We start from the raw sequence: 18900 nt of genomic DNA, 5'->3' as shown, positions 1-18900 counted from the left end.
AGAACTGCATCACGCCCCGTCGGGATAGTTGCTTTTCGATTAAAGGTGCAAGACTTGCAAAAATGGAGTCGTGTCGATCAGTACCGATAGGTTGCCTGCACTGAAATTCCATTCGCACTATTTTTGTAGTTGGCACTGTATTCCGGTTGAAGTCCGGAGTTGTTCGAATGCTGTACTGAGGCTTTTGAATCCCAGAGATAGCCATACGCAAAGTCTAACGTCAGATCGGCAGTCGGCGAATAAGCGCCGCCCAAGGTCACGGCCTGGCGATTCCCGACCGGAACGCGCACACTGCGGTCGGCATTCCCAACGGGCGTCTGATCATAGGCATAGCCTGCGCGTATCAGCCATTGCGGGTTCAATTGATAAGATGCGCCAACCGCGGTGGACCAGGTGTCATGCCAGTTCATCTCTTCGGCCACACGCCCCAGGCCAGCAGCCTGGCCCATGGCGGAAACACCGCTGTTGATTGCTTCGATCTTCTGAATCCGGCTCCAGCGTGTCCAGGTGGTCCCCAGGTATCCGGTCCAGCGACTATTGAATCGATGGGTGATGGACGTATCCACTGATTCGGGCATCGTAAGATCTATCTTGGTGTCATACTTTCCGTCCAGCGGGATAACGCTCGGGGAGCCGGAAACCTCAGTTTGCCCTTTGAGCTGATAGTTCACCTTCGAGTGATAGGTAACCCCCCAACGGGTTGCCTCATTAAAGTCGACCAAGAGTCCGACGTTGTAGCCAATCGCCGTGTCATCGCCTTTGATGGTAACCAGTGTGTCCTGGCCGTTGTTCAGGGCGCCAGTTGCCATGTAATTCTGAAGCTTTGCATTGAAACGGTTCAGGGTCGGTCCACCCCCAATAGACACGTAATCATTGATCCGATAGGCAACGGTAGGCTGCAGGGTTATCTCCTTGGTCGTGCTGTAGGAGCCATGGTAGCGCCCCTGAAAAGAGCCCTCATAATCATTGATCAGACCACTCGGGGCATAGAGGCCCAGCCCCACCGAAAGACGCTCATCAAGCGGTGTCGACATATAGGCGAAGGGCACGACGCCCAAAGGCACCGAGTCCCCCTTGTTCGTTCCTTCGGCACTACTCTGCGCATCACTGATGTCGTCGCTCACCGAAACGATCGCGGCGCCGCCGGAAATCTCACTGCGCTTCAACTTGGTCAGGCCAGCAGGATTTCCATAGAGGGTGCTGGCGTCCAGCGCGGAAGACGACCTTCCCGCATAAGCAGTTCCCGCACTGCTTGCACTTTGTTCGTTTAGAGCAATGCCATTGGCACCTGCAATAGAAGAGGCGCTGAGCAGGGCCATGGCACTGGTGACCTTAATCCAGACAGCATACTTTCGCTGAGCAGAGAGACACGGGATCACACGGCTATTCAGTTTCATTGTCCACCTCTTGTTTATTGTTTTTATTGATTGCACGCAGGCAAGGCTTCGCCTTCCTGTGCACTTTTCAGTGCCGGTTGGAATTGATCGAAGTTGTGTAAAAGGCCCTGACTGAACAACACCAGGGCACGACTGCCGCGATTACAGATGCGAATCAGAGACTCAATTAAGCCACTCGGTTTGAAAGCTATAACGCCCCAAAAGCGGAGCCAGGACTTCTTGGGCAGTTCCGGCCCGGATGCAGGCGACATGCCCACGGCGATTGTCCTGCACGACCTCAACAGCAATATTCGAAAGCCCCAGGCGTTCCACTTCTTCCTGGACTACTTTGGCAATCTCCCGCTGTTGCAAGGCGGGCTTGAATATCTTGCCCACGGCAGTCAGTGGCAACGCCTCGAGAATTTCAATGCGCTTGGGGACTGCTGCCCGCTCGCTGATATTGAGATGAGCGAATGCCTCAAGCTCTTCGGCATTGCAAACTTGACCGGGGCGCAGTTGAACGTAGGCGACTGGCACCTCGCCCGAGTAGGCATTGGGGCTACCGATTGCAGCGGCCAAGGCGACGGCGGGATGCGCCTGCAGAGCCTCCTCGATTTGCTTGGGATCGATGTTGTGGCCGCCGCGAATGATCAACTCCTTCTTGCGTCCGGTCAGCCAGAAGTACCCCTGTGCATCCTCACGACCCAAATCGCCGGTATTCAGCCAGCGCTGACCGTCGATATCGATCCAAAGGCCCTGGTTATGACGCGCCTCCAGGTAGCCATCGAAGACATTCGGGCCACTGATCGTGATGAGGCCGATCTCATCCACGTTGGCGTCGCGCAGATACTCTCCAGAATCATCGAGCACGACCGCGCGCATATTCTGGTAGGCGATCCGTATCCCGATGGAGCCGATACGGCGCTCGCCATGGGGCGGATTGATTGAGGAAACGCAGGTGCCCTCCGTCAGACCGTAACCTTCAAGGATCTTTAGCCCGGTCCGGCGCTCGAACTCCCGGAAAAGCTCAGCCGGCATGGGTGCGGCGCCACACATTGCATAGCGAAGACTGGACAGGTCGCAGCCCTGCCATTCATTTTGCAGAAGTGCGGCATAGACAGTTGGCACGCCGGAAAAGAGGTTGATACCGAAGTGCTCGACCATCTCCCAGAATCGCGGGATCACCCCCTCGCCACGATAGCCATGAGGCGTGCCGAGGATCACATGGTCGCCCTGAGTCCAAGGCACCAGCCCCGTCACCAGTTGTCCATTGACATGAAACAGCGGCAGGCCACAAAAGATGACCTGGCCACCACTGCGTGGCTGCAAATGAGCGGCTACGGCCCATGCATTGAACACTTCAGAGCCATGGCTACGCGCGGCGATCTTGGGGAGCCCGGTGGTGCCGCCCGTACAGATGTAGGAGGAGCACTCATCCTGGCGGATTTGCCGACCGCTCTTCAGGTGTGTGTGCGGCTGAGTACTCATCAGCGATTGCCAATCGTGGATCGCAATATCTCGGTGTAAGTCTCGTTCCTTCAGCGCCGCTGCTTTCAGGGCCCCACGCACGGGTTCGGCGACATAGGGCTCCATGCTGACCCACACGACAGACCTGACCGAGGGTAACTGATCCAGTTGCGAAGCCAGTTTGGGCCACAGATCGCTGCCCGCCGTCGGCGCGAGCGTCACCACCACGGATGCCTTCGCAGCATCCAGCAAGCCAGCTATCTGCTTGGCCTCGAGCAGAGGATTAATCGCCATGACGATGCCTGCCGCCTCCCCGCCCCATATCGTGAAATGGGTTTCCGGCAGATTGGGCAAGATAAAGGCAAGCACCTCGCCCGGCTTTATACCCAGGTCATCGAAGGCATTCGCCGCGCGGGTGATATCGGCGAAGAGCTGGGAGTAGTTCCATTTGTAGGTGCGCTTGAAATCGGCGGCATCGGCGAAGAAGCTAAGCGCCGGTGCCTGGGGGGAGCACCGGGCTGCCTGTCGCAGCGCTTCATAAGTGCTGGATGCCAGGCCACGTTCCGACAGGGGGACTTGTTCGAGGCTTTCGATGTCACTCAGCGTCTGCACAACCATCAGGCTTCCTCCACGACTCGGTTGCGTTGCACGCCGAGGTCGATCACACCATCGGCGCTGCGAATGCGCGCCTCAACCACGTCACCTGGCTTGAGATATTGCGTCCGACCTTCCTGCGCCTTGAGGAAAAGCTTCCATTTGGTGGCTTCTGGCATCAGGGCTGCAATACGCTGTTTGCCAGGCGAAGGTACCGTGAGCGCACAGCCAGCAGGCGTACCGGTGGCGATCAGGTCTCCAGCGGCGAGATCCTGCAAGGCAGAGAGTTCAGTCAGGGTTTCAGCGGGGCCGTAAACCAGGTTGGCCGTGCTGTCGTTCTGTCGCACCTGGTCGTTGACCGTCAGGCGCAGTTGCAGCTCTTTCAGGTAACGAATGTTCGTGGCATCCAGAAGGCAGAGGTACGGGCCGACCGGACCGAAAGTACGAAAGCTCTTGCCCTTATAGAACTGCATCTGAGGAATCTGAATGTCACGAGCCGAGTAGTCGTTGACGATGACAACGCCTGCGATGAACTCATGCAGATTGGCGTCGGTGACAGCAACAGCGCCGTTGATCGAGCGTTTCATCACCAGCCCCAGTTCGATCTCGTAGTCGAGGAAGCGCACGGTGCGCGGCTTGATCAGGTCGCTGTCAGCCGCCACCAGGCAACTCGTCGCCTTGGTGAAGATCATGTTGAATTTCTTCGCATCCGGGTCCATGCCCGACTCGATCATGTGCTGACGGTAATTGGCGCCCTGGCAGACGAACTGCTGGTTACGGGTCACCGGCGACAGCAGTTTCACTTCGCCCTCCGCAAGCTCCGTACCTTTCAATTGAGCGAGGTCGCCGATACTGTTCTGGCTAATGAAATCACCGGTGGTTTCAAAAGCACCGGGCACCACCGTGATACGGCCCTGGCGCAGCACGCCCCAGTGGATACCGTTCTGAAATTCGAAGCGGACTACGTGTACAGCAGACATTGAAGGTACTCCTGGAGCGGCGTTTGTCCCGCGCTCGGCGGCGCGAGAACTGTGGTGTTGTTCTGAGAGGGGGCTGGCAACGCTGTAGACCAACGAGCCGCCGGCGATCAAGGCGCCGGCTTTGAGCACATCCCGACGGCCATACCTGGTTGCATTGCCTGACATGGCGGCAGCTCTACCCGAACATCCGCATGAGTGTTATCAACTTGCGAATGCTCAAGTCCGGACTGCGTCGCAGGTTGCGCAACAGCGCGCGCAGATTGGCCAGGCTCATCTTCGGTTTTGTAAAACGCTTGGGCATGCGCTGCCCCCACTGCGCCATTGCCTCGGGGCTCACGGGATGAATGCCCGTAGGCTGTGCAGCCGTGAAAATATCCCCGTCGCAGTAATGCTCGTGCTTATCGCCCCAAGGGTCTTGCCAGTAATCGAAGATCTGACTGCCCAGAATGTGTCGGCCGATGCCCCATGAGTGCACCCAACCGCGCTCGCGCAGGACGCGCTGCCCCATGCCCACAGCGTCTGCATCGACGACCTCATAGGCGCTATGGCTATAGGTCGCCATGAACCCTTGCGCTATCGCGAGCGTATGGTGATCCGCAGGAGTGTCACCAAGGTCAAGGCGCATAAAGGTGACAATAGGTGTGCCATCGGGGAGTACCTGCACATCGCTGGGAATCAACCCGAAATGCTTCGCATACCAGGCACAGGTCGCCTGGTAGTCGGCCACTTCGATGACGATGTGGCCCAGCTTGAGGACTTCAGCCGGAGCGATCGGCGGGCGCTGCGTGGCGTTGATTCGCGGTTGCTCCTGCGCCAGATTCCAGGAAAGAGGAGCTCTGTGTCCCAGCGTTACACCTGCCGTCTGGTCGCAAACAGCTTCCACGATGAAGCCGGAAGGATCGGTGAGTTTGACGCAATACCCACCACCAGGATGTTCTGATTTTTCTACCAATGACGCGCCTGGGATGCGCGTCAGTTTCTCCAGATCCTTGAGCGACTGGACGGCCAGTCCGAACCCGACAAAACGTGCATGTTCTGCACGATGGACACGGTAACAATATGCAGTGGGGACGGTGGCGCGCAGGTAAAGCGTATCGGCGTCCTGCTGACTTACCGACAGGCCGAAGTCGGTCAGGAACCGCGCCGCCTCGTTCAAGTCCGGCCGTTGAAAGATCAGGTGGGTCAGATCCTGGGCCTTCACCGTCGGTTGCGGATGCCGGGCAGGTTGTGGTGTCGCTAACCGGGGCATTTCATTTTTGTGGGTCATTGTTCTTGTTTTCCGGTTTTCAGGGTAAAGCCGTCCCCGCACCCCTGAAAATCCAGGGATGTCTGGTTGACTCGGTTAATGAATCAGTCGAGGGAAGGCAGTGCTGGCAACTCGGTGGTCGCCAGCGCTCTAGCCTCTTCGGGCGGTACGCCCAATGCCCGCAGCACCAGCTCGGCCGTGTCAGAGCCCGATTCGCGCCAGGTTCTGTGGCCTTCCAGCACCAGGAAAATCGAGCCCAGGACACTGCTCGATATCAGCGTCAGTACCGAGAGCAATTGCCCCTTTTCAAACGTGTACCGCCCACTGGACAGTCCGCCCAGAAGATCGGTCGTCGCTTGGCTGCTGAACATTTCGCGCAACGAAGCATTGCTCATGGCGAATTTATGGATGAACGCCCCCCATTGAGAGTCTTCGTGCGCTCGACGAATGAACAATCGAATGCCATTGGCAAGGCGCTGAGCCGGATCAGAAAGGGAATTGAAGCTCTTGTTGACGCGCTCATGCATCTCCTTGGCGAGATGGCTGGCGACTGCCTCGAACAGGCTTTCCATGTTGTCGATGTTGCTATAGACCGTTCCGCGCGCCACGCCTGCCTCTTGTGCGAGGTCAAGAATGTTCACTTGTGTGGTGCCTCTTTCAGCGAACAGGCGAAAGGCGGCTTGATGAATACGGCGCTGTGTTGGATTCAGGGATTCCACGGTTCTCTCTCCAGGATTACCTTATGGCCCAATTGAACACGCGTGTTCATTCGCAGTCAACAACGTTTTTTGATTAAAAAGCTTTCCTTCGATAAAAACCGTTATGCGCCTTATAAATTCTGGGCATCGCGAGCGACATCAAAGTCAATGAAGGCCCTTCAGAATCGACACAAATGAACACGCATGTTCAGGTCAAGCCGTAACACCACAGCGCCTGATTTTGCGATCGCGCACGATCGAACGCAGCCTTCGGCAGCTGCTACGGGGAATGCACGAAGCCAGAAAGTCCTTCTTATCGGCATTGAGGCCTAGCGGGTCGAGGATGACATCAGGGTAGCGGCTTACCAGCGATTTTCTTGGCTCTGGCAGGTGTTACGCCCAGCGCCTTGAGAATCATCTCGGCAACCCGCAGATCGTGCTCCGCCACCACACGCCCTTCGACAACCGAACGCATGGCTCCGGTTGTGCACGATACGACCATGTCCAGGGCGATCCCTTCGTCTTCATAAGCGAAAGTCCCCGCGCGCAGCCCTTCACGCAAGTCGCCCAGCACATGGGCGGCCAAGCGCGAGCGCATGGTCTGATCGGAATGGATGATGCGCAGCAGTGCGTTAGCCCATTGATGGTCGTACGCGGCCCGGCAGATGAACATGCGCACGCCTATCGAAAGCCGCTGTGCACCGCAGTGTACGTCCGAGCTCAGGGCGGAAATGGCATCGGAGAACTCGCTCGCCATGGCGATGCCAACCGCCTCGAGGACTTCGTCACGCGTTCGAAAATAGTTGTAGATGGTTCCGTTGGAAACCGCGGCCTCCGCGGCGACATCGAGCAGTGCAATCTCCCCCACTTCCTTGCGTGCGACCAGACGCAACGCCGCTTCCACCAGGCCGCGACGGGTGCGTTCCCGCTTCTTGTGGCCTCGAGTGAGAGGCTCTTGCTCAGTTGCTTCTGAAGGAAAAATGGGGGAAGGCATCTTCACGCTCTTAATCGAGGAGGCTCGTTGATGGTAATGGAAACGCTGTCGGCCGTGGAATCGGCGCTACCCATCAGGATCAGGCAGTCTCGAACCAGGCTGCCTGCCTCCGCGCCGGGAGCGTGGTGCATGATGATACCGTCGGGGCGGATCGCGACGAGCGTGCCTTTGGCAGCCAGCGGCAGGATGTCATGGTTCAAGTCTTCGATGAAGTCGCAAGCGCTGTCGGAGCGCTGACCGCAGGACCCTATCTGCAAGAAGTGACCTCCCATCCTTGTCCAGGAAAAGACCTCGGTGGCGCTCAGCAGTGCCAACGGGTCGACACCGAATCCGACCAGGGTCAGGTTGTGTCCAAGCGCATCGTCGCTCAGCTGGATCTGCTGTTGCGTGTTGCGAACCCAGGCCTGGGGAAACAGGCTGCCACGCACCAGTTTGTCGCCACGACGATGACGCATGAACAGACCGTTTTTGAAGATGTTCTTCGGTTTGATGTCCAGTTGTTCGAAGTACTTTCTGGAAGCGGGAGTCAACGCCAGCGCGCGCATCATTCCGTGGATGAAGAAAGCGGCGACCTTGTTTCTTGGCATCACCAGACGGCCCATGAGTTTTGCCAGATTGATCATCGCCTGGGCATGGGGGCGGCGCTCTACGTCATAGGTATCGAGTACTGAAGGCGCGGCTTGGCCGTGAAGGACCCAGGCCAGTTTCCAGGCGAGGTTGGCGCCATCTCGAAGCCCCGCTACGAGACCTTGCCCAACAAAGGGGGGAGTAATGTGGGCTGCATCCCCGACAAGAAAAGTTCGCCCCTTGCTGAATCTGTTGCAGCAACGTGCGTGGAATCGATACACGGCCTTGCGCTCGATTTCCAGCTCCTGCGGATTGATCCATGGCGCAATCAGCCGGGCGATGCTTTCCGGGCTTTCCAGCTCTTCCCGGGATTCGCCTGGGTGCAGCATGAACTCCCAACGCTCCCTTCCGCCGGGAGCGGGCATGTGCGGCGTTGGGCGCTTTGGATCACAGAGAAACTCAACGTGATCAATGGCGGACTTATGCCGGTTTTTTACATCGACAATCAGCCAATCCTCTGCATAGGTTTGTCCTTCGAATTCCTGGCCGATCAAGGCCCTGACCCTGGAGCTGGCACCATCCGCACCGACCAGGTATCGGGCACGAATGAAATGCAGATGGCCGTCCTGATCCCGCACGGAGGCGACGACACAATCCGATTCCTCGACCAGATTCTCGAGCTCGAAGCCACCCAGGCTGGTCACTGACTTCAGCCCGCAGACCTGTTTACGCATCGCGTGTTCGAGGTCGGGTTGATAGAACGTCACCAGTTTGGGGTGGCCGTCGATGCACCCGGCGGTGTTGGCCCGACTGAATTGCCCGAGGACCGGGGAGTGCATCTTCACTTCAGGGATAACGATCTTCTCGAAAGCATCTTCCGACAATCCGGCGAGTTGCAGGATGCGAAGCGCCTCGTTGTCCAGAGCAATGGCACGAGGCATTAGCAGGACCTCATGGGTCTTGTCCAATACCAGTGTCTTTACTCCATAGCGGCCGAGCAGCGCCGCGATTGTCGCCCCTACCGGGCCGTTACCGACGACCAGCACATCGACGGCGGCGGGAGGCAGTTGCGAAGCTTTTTTGTTGTTGTTCATCTCGAGCCCTTGTTGTGATTGAAGTCGTGAGACGCGCCGGTCTCATCGTCAGGCAAGGTCAAGGTATGTAAAATTGAGACATATTTCAATATTGAAATTTTCGTCATAACCATGACGAGATCATTACCGCCCAGACACCCCCCATGCATCACAGCAGAATTACTTTCGTGAGCTAGAAACTACTAGCAGCGCTACTTGCAGAAATATCAGTTCTGCTAATACTCTTGTCGCCATGAAAACACGCCGCCCACTTACCCCTGAAGAAATCGCCGAGAGCACAAGGCTCAAGGCTATTTACGACCAGCGAAAGTCTGCCGCCAAAGCGGCTGGATCAAATCTCACTCAAGCGGATGTGGCCGAGGTCTGCGGATGGTCTGGCCAAAGCGCCTTCAGTCAGTACGCAACCGGCAAGGTTCCACTGAACGTCGAGGCACTCCTGAAACTGGCAAAAGCCTTGCGCTTCGATGCCAGCGAAGTGAGCCCACGCCTGATGTCGACGGTTGCAAGCGTCCAGTCTTCCGAGCGCATCCAGCCAAGCGTATTGATGTCGGACATCCAGCCTTGGGATGACGACACTCCCCTGGATGACGATGAGGTCTACGTTCCCTTCCTCCGTGAAGTGGAACTGGCGGCCGGATCAGGCCGTTTCGTGATTGAGGAGAGCGACACTGCCCGGCTGCGCTTTTTCAAGAAGGACCTTCGCCATAACAGCGTTCAGTTCAGCAACGCGAAGTGCGTGGTTGTCAGCGGCAACAGCATGCTGCCAGTGCTGCGTGACGGCGCAACCGTGGGCATCAACGTCGGCAAGAGCTCACTGGGCGATATCGTTGACGGCGACATGTACGCCATCAACCACAACGGTCAGCTACGGGTGAAGCAGGTTTACCGCCTGCCGACGGGCATCCGCCTGCGCAGCTTCAATCGCGACGAGCATCCGGATGAGGACTACACCTTTGCAGAAATCCAGGAACAGCAAATCGTGATCCTGGGCCACGTGTTCTGGTGGGGAATGTTTGCCCGCTGATTGACGTTCACATGCCCGGTGGGCGATGTATACGCAATGATGTGCCCGGACTGGCGACGGTCAGCAGTTTTATGAAGGCAACCCACTCTTTATGGATACGGAAATTCAATGAAAAACCCTAAGCTTTTGTTCTCCCTGTCATGCGCCATTGCCATCTCGCTGCTGAGCGGCTGTGCAGCTTCCGTAAAAAGTGGCGGCACTGAAACGCTGGCAATCCAGGAATCAGCCAAGCAAAACCTGGTCGTTAACTTCCAAGGGAATAGCAAGGTTCAGCAGAACGAAGACTGGCCTCGCTTAAAGCAAGAATGGAATGCGGCCCTGCAAAACGAAGCTACTCGAGCGGGCTACAGCCTTACTGAGACTCAGGCATCAAGCCCCTCTGACAAAGACGGTGTGGACATCAAGATCAACGTGACCAACTTTCGATACCTGACGCCCGGTGCGCGCTACGGCGCGGGCGTGATGGTCGGTAACGCCTGGGTGAACTCAAGCGCAGATTATTCAGACTTGAAGTCTGGGCGTCTGATTGGCACCCGGACCTATGACACGTCATCGTCTGCGTGGGAGGGTGTCATGTCAGCCATGACCAAAGAGCAGGTTGAAGCTATTGCGCAGCAAATCATAAGCGACATTAAAAACGCCAAGGCGAAGTAACCCGACAGTTAAGCCTACCTTTGTGGCGAGCGAGCTTGCTCCGGGCTGCGTTCCGACGCTGGGCTGCGTAGCGGCCCCAAAAATCCGATAACAATCACCGGATTTTGTGAGTGCTGCGCACTCAAGCGCGAGCATGCCTCCCTCGCCACAGGTTTCTCACTGACTCAAGACTCTCTTAAGTGACCAGCATTGCGCCTAGCGCAGGTGTTTCTACGCCCAACCAAAATATTATTAGCAGTGCTATTTACATTAAATATAAGCACTGCTACTTTTATTTTCAAGGATCGAAAGTCGCACCGCTCTTTAGATCTGCGACGGCGGACGAGGCGCTGACCGAACGGATACATGACCCGGAACGCGAGCAACAACGAAAGCATCACTTCTGCCCATTCACTGAGTGGGCAGTGGGATGTAGGCCTACATCAAACGAAAGGCTCAACGGAGCAAAAGGTGACATCAACATGAATTAAGGAAAATGACCATGACCGTAGATATCAGCAACTACACAATCGCTACACCGCTTCCGATCTCCGAGACCAACCCCATCGCACTTGAGCTCATCGGCTGGCGGGCACTGCTTGAATGCCCGGAAGTCATTTCGATGCTTCCAGATGGTTCGCTGCAAATGACGGCGCCGACGCTCGGCGCTTCGAGCAAAAGCACGCACCGGACTCGCTGCGAGTGGAAAGAGCCGGGTTATTGGCTGTTCGCCAGCGCTGCTGACCACTGGAATCGACAAGAAATGCGCCTGACGAAGGTCAACTCGCTGCAGAAGGTCGTGATCGGCCAGATTCATGTGCAGGGTTCAGAGCGACCACCGGTGAAAGTGTTTTGGAACAAAGGTCGAATCACCATGGGGTTCCGGTCGAGTTATCTTCAAGAAGACCCGGTGAACACGACGGTTCTGGAAGACGTGCCGCTCGGGGCACTGTTCAAAATCAACATTCACGCCAATTCGAGCGGCGCGGTCTCCGTTTCGGCGAGCTGTAACGGGGTCAAATCGACCTCCGCAATCATGCGCCTCGACAACACCTGGGACACGAAAACGCTGGCCTTCCACGGCGGTGTGTACAACCAGATCGACTACTCCGACACCACCGACCCCGAAGACGGTTCGGTGTGCATCATCAGCGACCTTTCCATCACCCACGCTTGATATCGCGCAGCCTGTAGGGGGCAGCGGTGCGGCGATCGACGCACCGCTGCCCCCTACAAAAAACGGATCAACGCTTTGCGTGCAGCGCATCATCGGGCAATGACTGGAAGTCATCCACCACCTTGTCTGTAGTAATGACCGCATCAAGGCCCCAGTCACCAGGCAGGTGCCAATCCTCTCCAAACATCTCCGCCGGATGCATCGTCCGTTCGGAACCATTGCCGCACGCCAGGGACTTCGCCGGACAATACAGGTCGCATCCCCAACAGATCCGTTCGGGGTGCTTGGGGTTGACGGGGAAATTCTTGGCCATGCCGATCTCCGATCATTGAGTGGCGCTTTTCCAACCTACAGCCCTTGCGCAATGCCAGCCTTGATACATATCAAGAATCGACATCAAGCGACTTCCCTCCCCCATCGCGATCCTGCAGCTAAGCTTCTACGGCTGAACAGACCTGGAGACGTCGCTCATGCTCAATAAAAATCCTTTCCCAAGCGTTGGGGCCCCGGACCATCCAACCCTGTCGACATGGGACGATCAAAACGCCGCAACATCCATCGATGGCGAGGCGTTTACCGCCCCGCCCGCCTTGACCAACGCCGAGCTGGTTCACTTGCGTGTCCGGGTGATTGCCTTGGAAAACCTGGTCATCGCGCTGCTGGCAGAAGGTTCGGAACGTCAGCTCGCCATTGCCCGGAAAATGGCCGACTACATTTCCCCCAGACCCGGTTTTACCCAACATCCCTTGACCGTTCATGCGGCGGCACAGATGACCCACAGCGTTGAGCGCGCCCAGCGATTTCGCCAACGTGACGAGCCAACCGTTTAATTGCTCAAAACTTGATAACAATCATTATTGTTCGCAGCAAAGCTTCCTAGACTCGGGCTCCTACTCGTCAGTGTTCAGGAAGCTATTATGCGTACCCCTTTTTCGCTATCACTCGCCCTGCTCTTGCTATCGCCGCTGGCTCACGCCAAGGAATACCCGATCGGGGAACCACAGTTGTGTCCCGGGCTGGAAGTCGGGGCGGTGTATTTGCAGCCGATAGAAATGGCACCTGCGGGGATGATGCGCGCCACCGCGGATTCCGACGTCCACCTGGAAGCTGACATTCGGGCCACCGCGGACAATCGCCAAGGCTTTCAGGAAGGCAGTTTCGTGCCTTACCTCAATGTCTCGTTCAACTTGAGCAGAGCGGGCAACCCGGACGAAATCAAGGGCGACTTCCATGCCATGGTCGCCAATGATGGCCCGCACTATGGCGACAATGTGAAGCTGCTGGGACCGGGTAAATATCGGCTGACCTTCACCGTCCTGCCACCTGGCGGTCACGGCTCCCTTGGGCGCCATACCGATAAGGAAACCGGTGTAGCGCCCTGGTTCGAACGCTGCGAACTGCACTACGAATTCATCTACGCCGGCATCGGTAAAAAAGGCGGTTATTGAATGAAGCGCCTGCGCATTGCCTGGCTGATCCTCGCCGGAGCCGTTGTGCCAGTGACGGCTTATGCCCAGTTACCCAGCTTTGAGCTGAGCCTTCGCGATGGCCACTTCACGCCTGCCTTGCTGGAGGTGCCAGCCGGACAACGCTTCAAGATCGTTCTGAAGAACGTCGGCCAAGGTCCGGCCGAGTTCGAGAGCACGCCGTTGCGGGTTGAAAAAGTCTTGTCGCCGGGCGTGACAACCTTCGTGGTCATCCACCCCCTAAGGCCCGGTCACTACCCCTTTTTCGACGAGTTCAATCCGCAATTGCCCGAGGGCGGCATCCTCGCGAAATAACCTGCAGAGCACGGAGCTTCCATGAATCAATCAATGTTCATCGTCTGGCGCGAAAGCGTCGAGGCGTTGCTGGTGATCGGTATTCTCCAGGCTTGGGCCAGCCAGCAAGGCCAATGTAATCGGCTGGTCAAATTCCTCTGGGCAGGTGTGGTGCTGGGGTTGATGCTCTCGGGCCTGCTGGCGGTGTTGATTCTGTTTGCCGGTGAGGCCATGAGCGGGTCGGCCAGCGAATGGTTCCAGGCCGCACTCGCACTGGTTGCAAGCCTGTTGATGGTGCAGATGGTGGGCTGGATGCATCGCCACGGACGCAGCCTCAACCACGATTTGCGACGACACGCCGATAGCCACCTGGCTCGGCAAGGGGGCGCAGGTCTATTACTGCTGGCCATGCTCGCGATCAGCCGCGAAGGCAGCGAAACAGTGGTTTTTCTCTATGGCGCCGGCGCCCGGTTGCGAGGTCCGCAGCTCGGTTTGTTTGCCGTCGGCGGCGTGTTGGGACTGGTGCTGTCGGCGCTGACCATCACGCTGCTGCACAGCAGTCGCCGATTCATTTCATGGCAGCGATTCTTTGCCATCAGCGAAGTCATCCTGCTCATGCTCGGCGCAGCGTTGCTGGTCAGCGGCACCGAACGAATCGGCGGCCAACTGCTCGCCCTGGATTTGCCGGGCGTGGTTTATAGCCTCGTTGGCGAAGCGCTTTGGGACAGCAGCACGTTGCTGAACGACAGCCACGGATTGGGTGGTTTTCTTGCCGGGTTCGCCGGTTATCGGGCAAGCCCCAGTGGCCTGACCTTGTTGGTGTGGATCGGTTATTGGCTGGCGGTCGGCGGCTGGCTACGGCAACGGACTGCGGAAAACCTGCCATGCCCGACCTGAGCCGGCGCAATCGATGGCTCCAGCGCCTGGGCGACGGGATGCGTCGCCATGCGCCCGTCATCCGTGCGGTGCAGTGGGCTGTTGTAGTGTTTTACGCGGTGCTGTTGGTGACCCCGGCGCTGTTGCCGCTGCCAGACAGCCAGGCACGGATACTCGACAACCTGACCTTGCTCGCGCAGTTTCTATTCTGGGGGATCTGGTGGCCGTTCGTGTTGCTGTCGATGGTGTTCTTCGGCCGACTCTGGTGTGGCGTTCTGTGCCCGGAAGGTTCGCTCAGCGAATGGGCCAGCCATTACGGTAAAGGCCTGGGTGTGCCGCGCTGGTTGCGTTGGGGCGGCTGGCCAACATTGGCGTTCTGCCTGACGACCCTCTACGGCCAATTGATCAGCGTCTATGACTACGCCCAGGCCGCGCTGTTGATTCTGGGCGGTTCGACCGTCGCAGCGGTCATCGTCGGGTTGTTGTTCGCCCGGGGCAAGCGAGTCTGGTGCCGTTACCTGTGCCCGGTCAGCGGTGTCTTCGCCCTGCTCGCAAGGCTGGCCCCCGTGCACTTTCAGGTCGACGAACAACGCTGGCTAGAAAATTCCGCACCACGCCTGCCGCCGCCCAACTGCGCTCCCCTGCTCGATATCCGCCGCCTGCAAAGCGCCAGTGATTGCCACGCCTGCGGACGCTGCAGCGGGCAACGCGGTGCCGTTCAACTGATCGCCCGCTCCAGCAATCAGGAGATTCTTCACGCGACAGCGCAGACCCTATCCCCTTGGGATACACGCTTGCTGCTGTTCGGCGTGATTGGCTTGGCCATGGGCGCGTTTCAGTGGACGGTCAGCCCATGGTTTGTCGCCCTCAAACAATCCCTGGCCCAGTGGCTGGTCGAACACAACCAGTTCTGGGCCTTGCAGGATAACGCCCCCTGGTGGCTGCTGACCCATTACCCGCAGCTCAACGACAGCTTCAGCTGGCTCGACGGTTTCAGCATCGTCGCTTACCTGAGTTTGAGTTCGATTGTGCTCGGCACGGCCTTGATGCTGCTTCTGCGTCTGACGGCCCGACTGGCGCGAGATCGCAAACTGTATTGGCCCCTGGCGCTGACACTCACGCCCCTGGGGGGTGCCGGCCTGTTTCTCGGGCTGTCGGCCACCACCGTCAAATTACTGCGTTATGAAGGTCTGCTGCTGGAGTGGGTGCAACCGGCCAGGGCCTGTCTGCTATTGGCCGCGGTGGGCTGGAGCCTGCTACTGGGTTGGAAACGGCTGAGTCGCGAAGGTCTTTCCCAGGTGCGACGCGGGTCCGCCATCGCTTGCCTGCTCCTGGCCGAAGGCATGGTGGGATTTGGCTGGTGGTTGCAATTCTGGGGCTGGGCTTGAGTTCCCCAGCCCCCGTTATCCCCGCAACACGAAGGCTGGAAACAACTCGCGCATGGCCTCCCACAACTCTGGCAGCAACGCTTGAGCCGAAACGCTCGGCAACAGCGGATCGAACATCCGCTCGGTGCGAACCAGTTGCACGGCAAAGCGTTTGACGCCAAGCGCATTCAAGCGTTTGGCCAGGATCAGCAGACGCGCCGGTTCGAACAGATGCCAATGCACCGTGGTGCGACATTCGTAGTCGACACCACTGGCCAGCAGATGCTCGAGGCTGCGCCAGTTAGCGGTTCCGCTTCCCTCGACCCGGGTGATGGCCTGGCAATCCTCGGGCAACGCCTTGACATCGAAACCGACCCAATCCGCGCCGGTCAGTGCCTTGGCGAACGCCGCCGGCTTGATGCCGGCGCTGTGCAAGCCGATGCGAAATCCCATGTCCCGCACTTCATCCATGGCACCGAGCAAACCGTCCTGCAGAGTCGGTTCACCACCGCTGAACACCACGGCATCAAGCAGGTCCTGACGACGTTGCAGAAATGCCAACACCCGCCGCCAATCCACTTCCTCACTGCCACGAGGGGGAATCAGCTGCGGGTTATGACAATAACGACAACGCCAGGCGCAACCCTGGCAAAACAGCACGCAGGCGAGCTGTCCCGGATAGTCGATAGTGGTCAGGGGCACCATGCCCCCGACCCGAAGCATTCGACTCATTGGCGCCCGGCCAGTGCCGCGCTTTCAGTGAAGTGCACCCGCTCGCGGTGCTCCGACTGTTTACCCGGATTGAACGCCGACACAGGACGGTGATAACCCATCACCCGGGTCCAGACTTCGCAGCGTTGACGTTGAGCCTGGGGCAGTGTTTGTGATGCAGTCATGGTGAAGCTCCTTGCGGTTGAGTGGATCGAAATCAATGAACGGTGCCGAGCTTCTGCTCTTGCAGCAGCAGTGCTTCGTCGCACTTGGGGCAGAACTCATGCTCGCCATCGAGGTAGCCGTGCACCGGGCAGATCGAGAACGTCGGGGTCACGGTCAGGTACGGCAGGCGGAAGCGGCCAAGGGCTTTGCGCACCAGTTGCTTGCAGGCCTGGGTCGAGGAAATTCGCTCGGCCATGTACAGGTGCAGGACCGTGCCGCCGGTGTATTTGCATTGCAGCTCGTCTTGAAGTTCCAGGGCCTCGAAGGGGTCTTCGGTGTAGCCCACGGGTAGTTGCGAGGAGTTGGTGTAATACGGCGCCTGCACACTGCCGGCCTGGAGAATGTCCGGATAGCGCTTGAGGTCTTCCTTGGCGAAGCGGTAAGTGGTGCCTTCTGCCGGTGTCGCTTCCAGGTTATAGAGATGACCGGTTTCCTCCTGGAAACGCAGCAACGTGGCGCGTACATGGTCGAGCATATTCAGGGCAAACTTGCGGCCCTGTTCGGTGTGCATACCCTCCTCGTCGCCGCTGAAATTGCGCAGCATTTCATGCAGACCGTTGAGGCCGATGGTGGAAAAATGGTTGCGCAAGGTGCCCAGGTAACGCTTGGTGTAAGGGTACAAACCGGCGTCCATGTGATGCTGAATGACTTTACGCTTGACCTCCAGACTCTCCATCGCCAGCTCCATCAGCGTGTCCAGGCGCTGCAACAAACCACTGGTGTTGCCCTTGAACACATAGCCCAAACGGGCGCAGTTGATGGTGACCACACCAAGCGACCCGGTCTGTTCCGCCGAACCGAACAAACCGCCACCGCGCTTGAGCAACTCGCGCACATCCAGCTGCAAACGGCAGCACATCGAGCGCACCTGATTGGGCTGCAGATCCGAATTGAGGAAGTTCTGGAAGTAAGGCAAGCCGTAACGCGCGGTCATCTCGAACAAGCGGTCGGCGTTTTCACTGTCCCACGGAAAATCATGGGTGATGTTGTAGGTCGGGATCGGAAAGGTGAACACTCGCCCTTTCGCATCGCCAGCCTGCATCACCTCGATGTAGGCGCGGTTGAGCAGGTCCATTTCGACTTGCAGGTCGCCATAGGCAAACGGCATTTCCTCCCCGCCGATGACAGGTATCTGCTCACGCAAATCCTGCGGGCACACCCAGTCGAAAGTCAGGTTGGTGAAAGGCGTCTGGGTGCCCCAGCGCGACGGGACGTTGAGGTTATAGATGAACTCCTGGATCGCCTGGCGCACCTCTTGATAACTCAGCTGGTCCTTGCGCACATAAGGCGCCAGGTAGGTGTCGAACGAACTGAATGCCTGAGCACCGGCCCATTCGTTTTGCAGGGTGCCGAGGAAATTCACCATCTGCCCCAAAGCGCTGCTCAAGTGCTTCGGCGGACCGGCTTCGACACGCCCCGGCACACCGTTGAGCCCTTCGTGCAACAGGGTGCGCAGCGACCACCCGGCGCAGTAACCGGCGAGCATGTCGAGGTCATGCACATGCAAGTCCGCCTCGCGGTGGGCCTGGCCGATGGCCTCGCTGTACACCTCGTCCAGCCAGTAATTGGCAGTGACCTTGCCGGATACGTTCAACACCAGCCCACCCAGGGAATACCCCTGATTGGCGTTGGCCTGGACTCGCCAGTCTTCACGGTCCAGGTACTCGTTCATCGAGGTCGCCACTTCGACCATGGTCCGGCGGTCGCGACGCAAACGCCCGTGTTGTTCGCGGTAGACGATGTAGGCGCGCATGGCAAAGAAGAAACCGGCGTCCATCAATACCCGTTCGACACGATCCTGGATCTGCTCGACATGCAGCCTTGGCAGTCCGTCCAGCCGGGCGAGTACCGCCTGAAGCAAACCTTCAACCTCAACCTCGGTGTACTCCCCGGTTGCCTTGCCGGCAGCGATCAACGCCTGACGGATCTTGTCTGCATCGAAGGCGACCAGACTGCCATCACGCTTGTGCAAGCGGTTACATCCAACTGAGATCAGCGTGCTCTGCATTCGGCCTCCAGATACTACATATAGATGTTTATAGACAAAAAAACACAACATGCAGTAAAGACTACGGACAAAGGGCTGATCTGCAATTGATCGATATCAAGAT

19 protein-coding genes are annotated in these 18900 nt (G+C 58.0%); 8 read left to right on the top strand and 11 right to left on the bottom strand.

The window, feature by feature from the left end; translation table 11 throughout:
* Positions 1 to 77: 77 nt before the first annotated feature.
* The 7 genes from ACQKPC_RS03640 to ACQKPC_RS03610 all read right to left on the bottom strand — a co-directional run bounded on the left by ACQKPC_RS03640 (position 78) and on the right by ACQKPC_RS03610 (position 9016).
* Positions 78 to 1397: an outer membrane protein transport protein gene (locus tag ACQKPC_RS03640; RefSeq protein WP_427623142.1), complete on the bottom strand. Its 1320-nt coding sequence runs from the start codon at positions 1395 to 1397 to the stop codon at positions 78 to 80.
* 162 nt (positions 1398 to 1559) lie between these two features.
* Positions 1560 to 3461: an acyl-CoA synthetase gene (locus ACQKPC_RS03635; RefSeq protein ID WP_427623141.1), complete on the bottom strand. Its 1902-nt coding sequence runs from the start codon at positions 3459 to 3461 to the stop codon at positions 1560 to 1562.
* A complete protein-coding gene (locus ACQKPC_RS03630) occupies positions 3461 to 4417 on the bottom strand; it encodes a fumarylacetoacetate hydrolase family protein (RefSeq protein WP_427623140.1) in 957 nt (318 codons plus the stop codon). The genes ACQKPC_RS03635 and ACQKPC_RS03630 overlap by 1 nt, the downstream gene beginning before the upstream one ends.
* Positions 4418 to 4592: 175 nt before the next feature.
* Positions 4593 to 5684, bottom strand: coding sequence for a VOC family protein (locus ACQKPC_RS03625; RefSeq protein WP_427623139.1), 1092 nt, complete (start codon positions 5682 to 5684; stop codon positions 4593 to 4595).
* Positions 5685 to 5767: 83 nt separating this feature from the next.
* Complete coding sequence (locus ACQKPC_RS03620) at positions 5768 to 6382, bottom strand: TetR/AcrR family transcriptional regulator (protein WP_427623138.1); 615 nt, start codon at positions 6380 to 6382, stop codon at positions 5768 to 5770.
* Positions 6383 to 6710: 328 nt separating this feature from the next.
* Positions 6711 to 7355: a TetR/AcrR family transcriptional regulator gene (locus tag ACQKPC_RS03615; RefSeq protein WP_427623137.1), complete on the bottom strand. Its 645-nt coding sequence runs from the start codon at positions 7353 to 7355 to the stop codon at positions 6711 to 6713.
* A 2-nt stretch (positions 7356 to 7357) separates the two neighbouring features.
* Positions 7358 to 9016 (bottom strand): bifunctional 3-(3-hydroxy-phenyl)propionate/3-hydroxycinnamic acid hydroxylase, encoded by a 1659-nt coding sequence (locus ACQKPC_RS03610; RefSeq protein ID WP_427623136.1) that lies wholly within the window; start codon positions 9014 to 9016, stop codon positions 7358 to 7360.
* A gap of 232 nt (positions 9017 to 9248) precedes the next feature.
* Here ACQKPC_RS03610 and ACQKPC_RS03605 point away from each other — a divergent pair, with 232 nt between their 5' ends.
* From ACQKPC_RS03605 to ACQKPC_RS03595, 3 genes are all read left to right on the top strand, one after another.
* Complete coding sequence (locus ACQKPC_RS03605) at positions 9249 to 10040, top strand: XRE family transcriptional regulator (protein WP_427623135.1); 792 nt, start codon at positions 9249 to 9251, stop codon at positions 10038 to 10040.
* 108 nt (positions 10041 to 10148) lie between these two features.
* Positions 10149 to 10694, top strand: a complete 546-nt coding sequence (locus ACQKPC_RS03600; RefSeq protein WP_427623134.1) for a hypothetical protein — start codon at positions 10149 to 10151, stop codon at positions 10692 to 10694.
* A gap of 481 nt (positions 10695 to 11175) precedes the next feature.
* Entirely contained in the window at positions 11176 to 11850 is a 675-nt protein-coding gene (locus ACQKPC_RS03595) for a polysaccharide lyase family 7 protein (protein ID WP_427623133.1), read from the top strand.
* 67 nt (positions 11851 to 11917) lie between these two features.
* Here the strand turns inward: ACQKPC_RS03595 and ACQKPC_RS03590 are convergent, their stop codons facing one another.
* The gene (locus ACQKPC_RS03590; protein ID WP_217856419.1) at positions 11918 to 12163 is read right to left on the bottom strand and encodes a DUF3079 domain-containing protein; all 246 of its coding nucleotides are present in this window, start codon (positions 12161 to 12163) and stop codon (positions 11918 to 11920) included.
* Between the two features lie 157 nt (positions 12164 to 12320).
* Here ACQKPC_RS03590 and ACQKPC_RS03585 point away from each other — a divergent pair, with 157 nt between their 5' ends.
* The 5 genes from ACQKPC_RS03585 (at position 12321) to ACQKPC_RS03565 (ending at position 15874) form a co-directional block, all read left to right on the top strand.
* A complete protein-coding gene (locus ACQKPC_RS03585) occupies positions 12321 to 12680 on the top strand; it encodes a hypothetical protein (RefSeq protein WP_427623132.1) in 360 nt (119 codons plus the stop codon).
* Positions 12681 to 12767: 87 nt separating this feature from the next.
* Positions 12768 to 13298 carry an iron transporter gene (locus ACQKPC_RS03580; RefSeq protein ID WP_427623131.1) on the top strand — a complete coding sequence of 177 codons (531 nt, stop codon included), beginning with the start codon at positions 12768 to 12770 and terminating at the stop codon, positions 13296 to 13298.
* Positions 13299 to 13631 carry a cupredoxin domain-containing protein gene (locus ACQKPC_RS03575; protein WP_008067071.1) on the top strand — a complete coding sequence of 111 codons (333 nt, stop codon included), beginning with the start codon at positions 13299 to 13301 and terminating at the stop codon, positions 13629 to 13631.
* Positions 13632 to 13652: 21 nt separating this feature from the next.
* Positions 13653 to 14507, top strand: coding sequence for an FTR1 family iron permease (locus ACQKPC_RS03570; protein ID WP_427623130.1), 855 nt, complete (start codon positions 13653 to 13655; stop codon positions 14505 to 14507).
* Positions 14495 to 15874 (top strand): 4Fe-4S binding protein, encoded by a 1380-nt coding sequence (locus tag ACQKPC_RS03565; RefSeq protein ID WP_427623129.1) that lies wholly within the window; start codon positions 14495 to 14497, stop codon positions 15872 to 15874. Before ACQKPC_RS03570 ends, ACQKPC_RS03565 begins: the two co-directional genes overlap by 13 nt.
* 15 nt (positions 15875 to 15889) lie before the next feature.
* Here ACQKPC_RS03565 and ACQKPC_RS03560 read toward each other — a convergent pair whose 3' ends face one another.
* From ACQKPC_RS03560 to ACQKPC_RS03550, 3 genes are read right to left on the bottom strand one after another with little or no spacing between them, the layout of a single operon-like run.
* Entirely contained in the window at positions 15890 to 16585 is a 696-nt protein-coding gene (locus ACQKPC_RS03560) for an anaerobic ribonucleoside-triphosphate reductase activating protein (RefSeq protein ID WP_176466953.1), read from the bottom strand.
* Positions 16582 to 16749, bottom strand: a complete 168-nt coding sequence (gene nrdD / locus ACQKPC_RS03555) for an anaerobic ribonucleoside-triphosphate reductase (protein WP_017338867.1) — start codon at positions 16747 to 16749, stop codon at positions 16582 to 16584. The genes ACQKPC_RS03560 and nrdD overlap by 4 nt, the downstream gene beginning before the upstream one ends.
* Positions 16750 to 16781: 32 nt before the next feature.
* On the bottom strand, positions 16782 to 18797 hold the full coding sequence (locus ACQKPC_RS03550; RefSeq protein WP_427623128.1) for a ribonucleoside triphosphate reductase: 2016 nt from the start codon (positions 18795 to 18797) through the stop codon (positions 16782 to 16784).
* Between the last annotated feature and the right edge of the window lie 103 nt (positions 18798 to 18900).

This window comes from Pseudomonas sp. NPDC089918 (assembly GCF_050280605.1).
GTDB lineage: Bacteria > Pseudomonadota > Gammaproteobacteria > Pseudomonadales > Pseudomonadaceae > Aquipseudomonas.
This window is presented reverse-complemented; position numbering and strand designations above follow the sequence as displayed.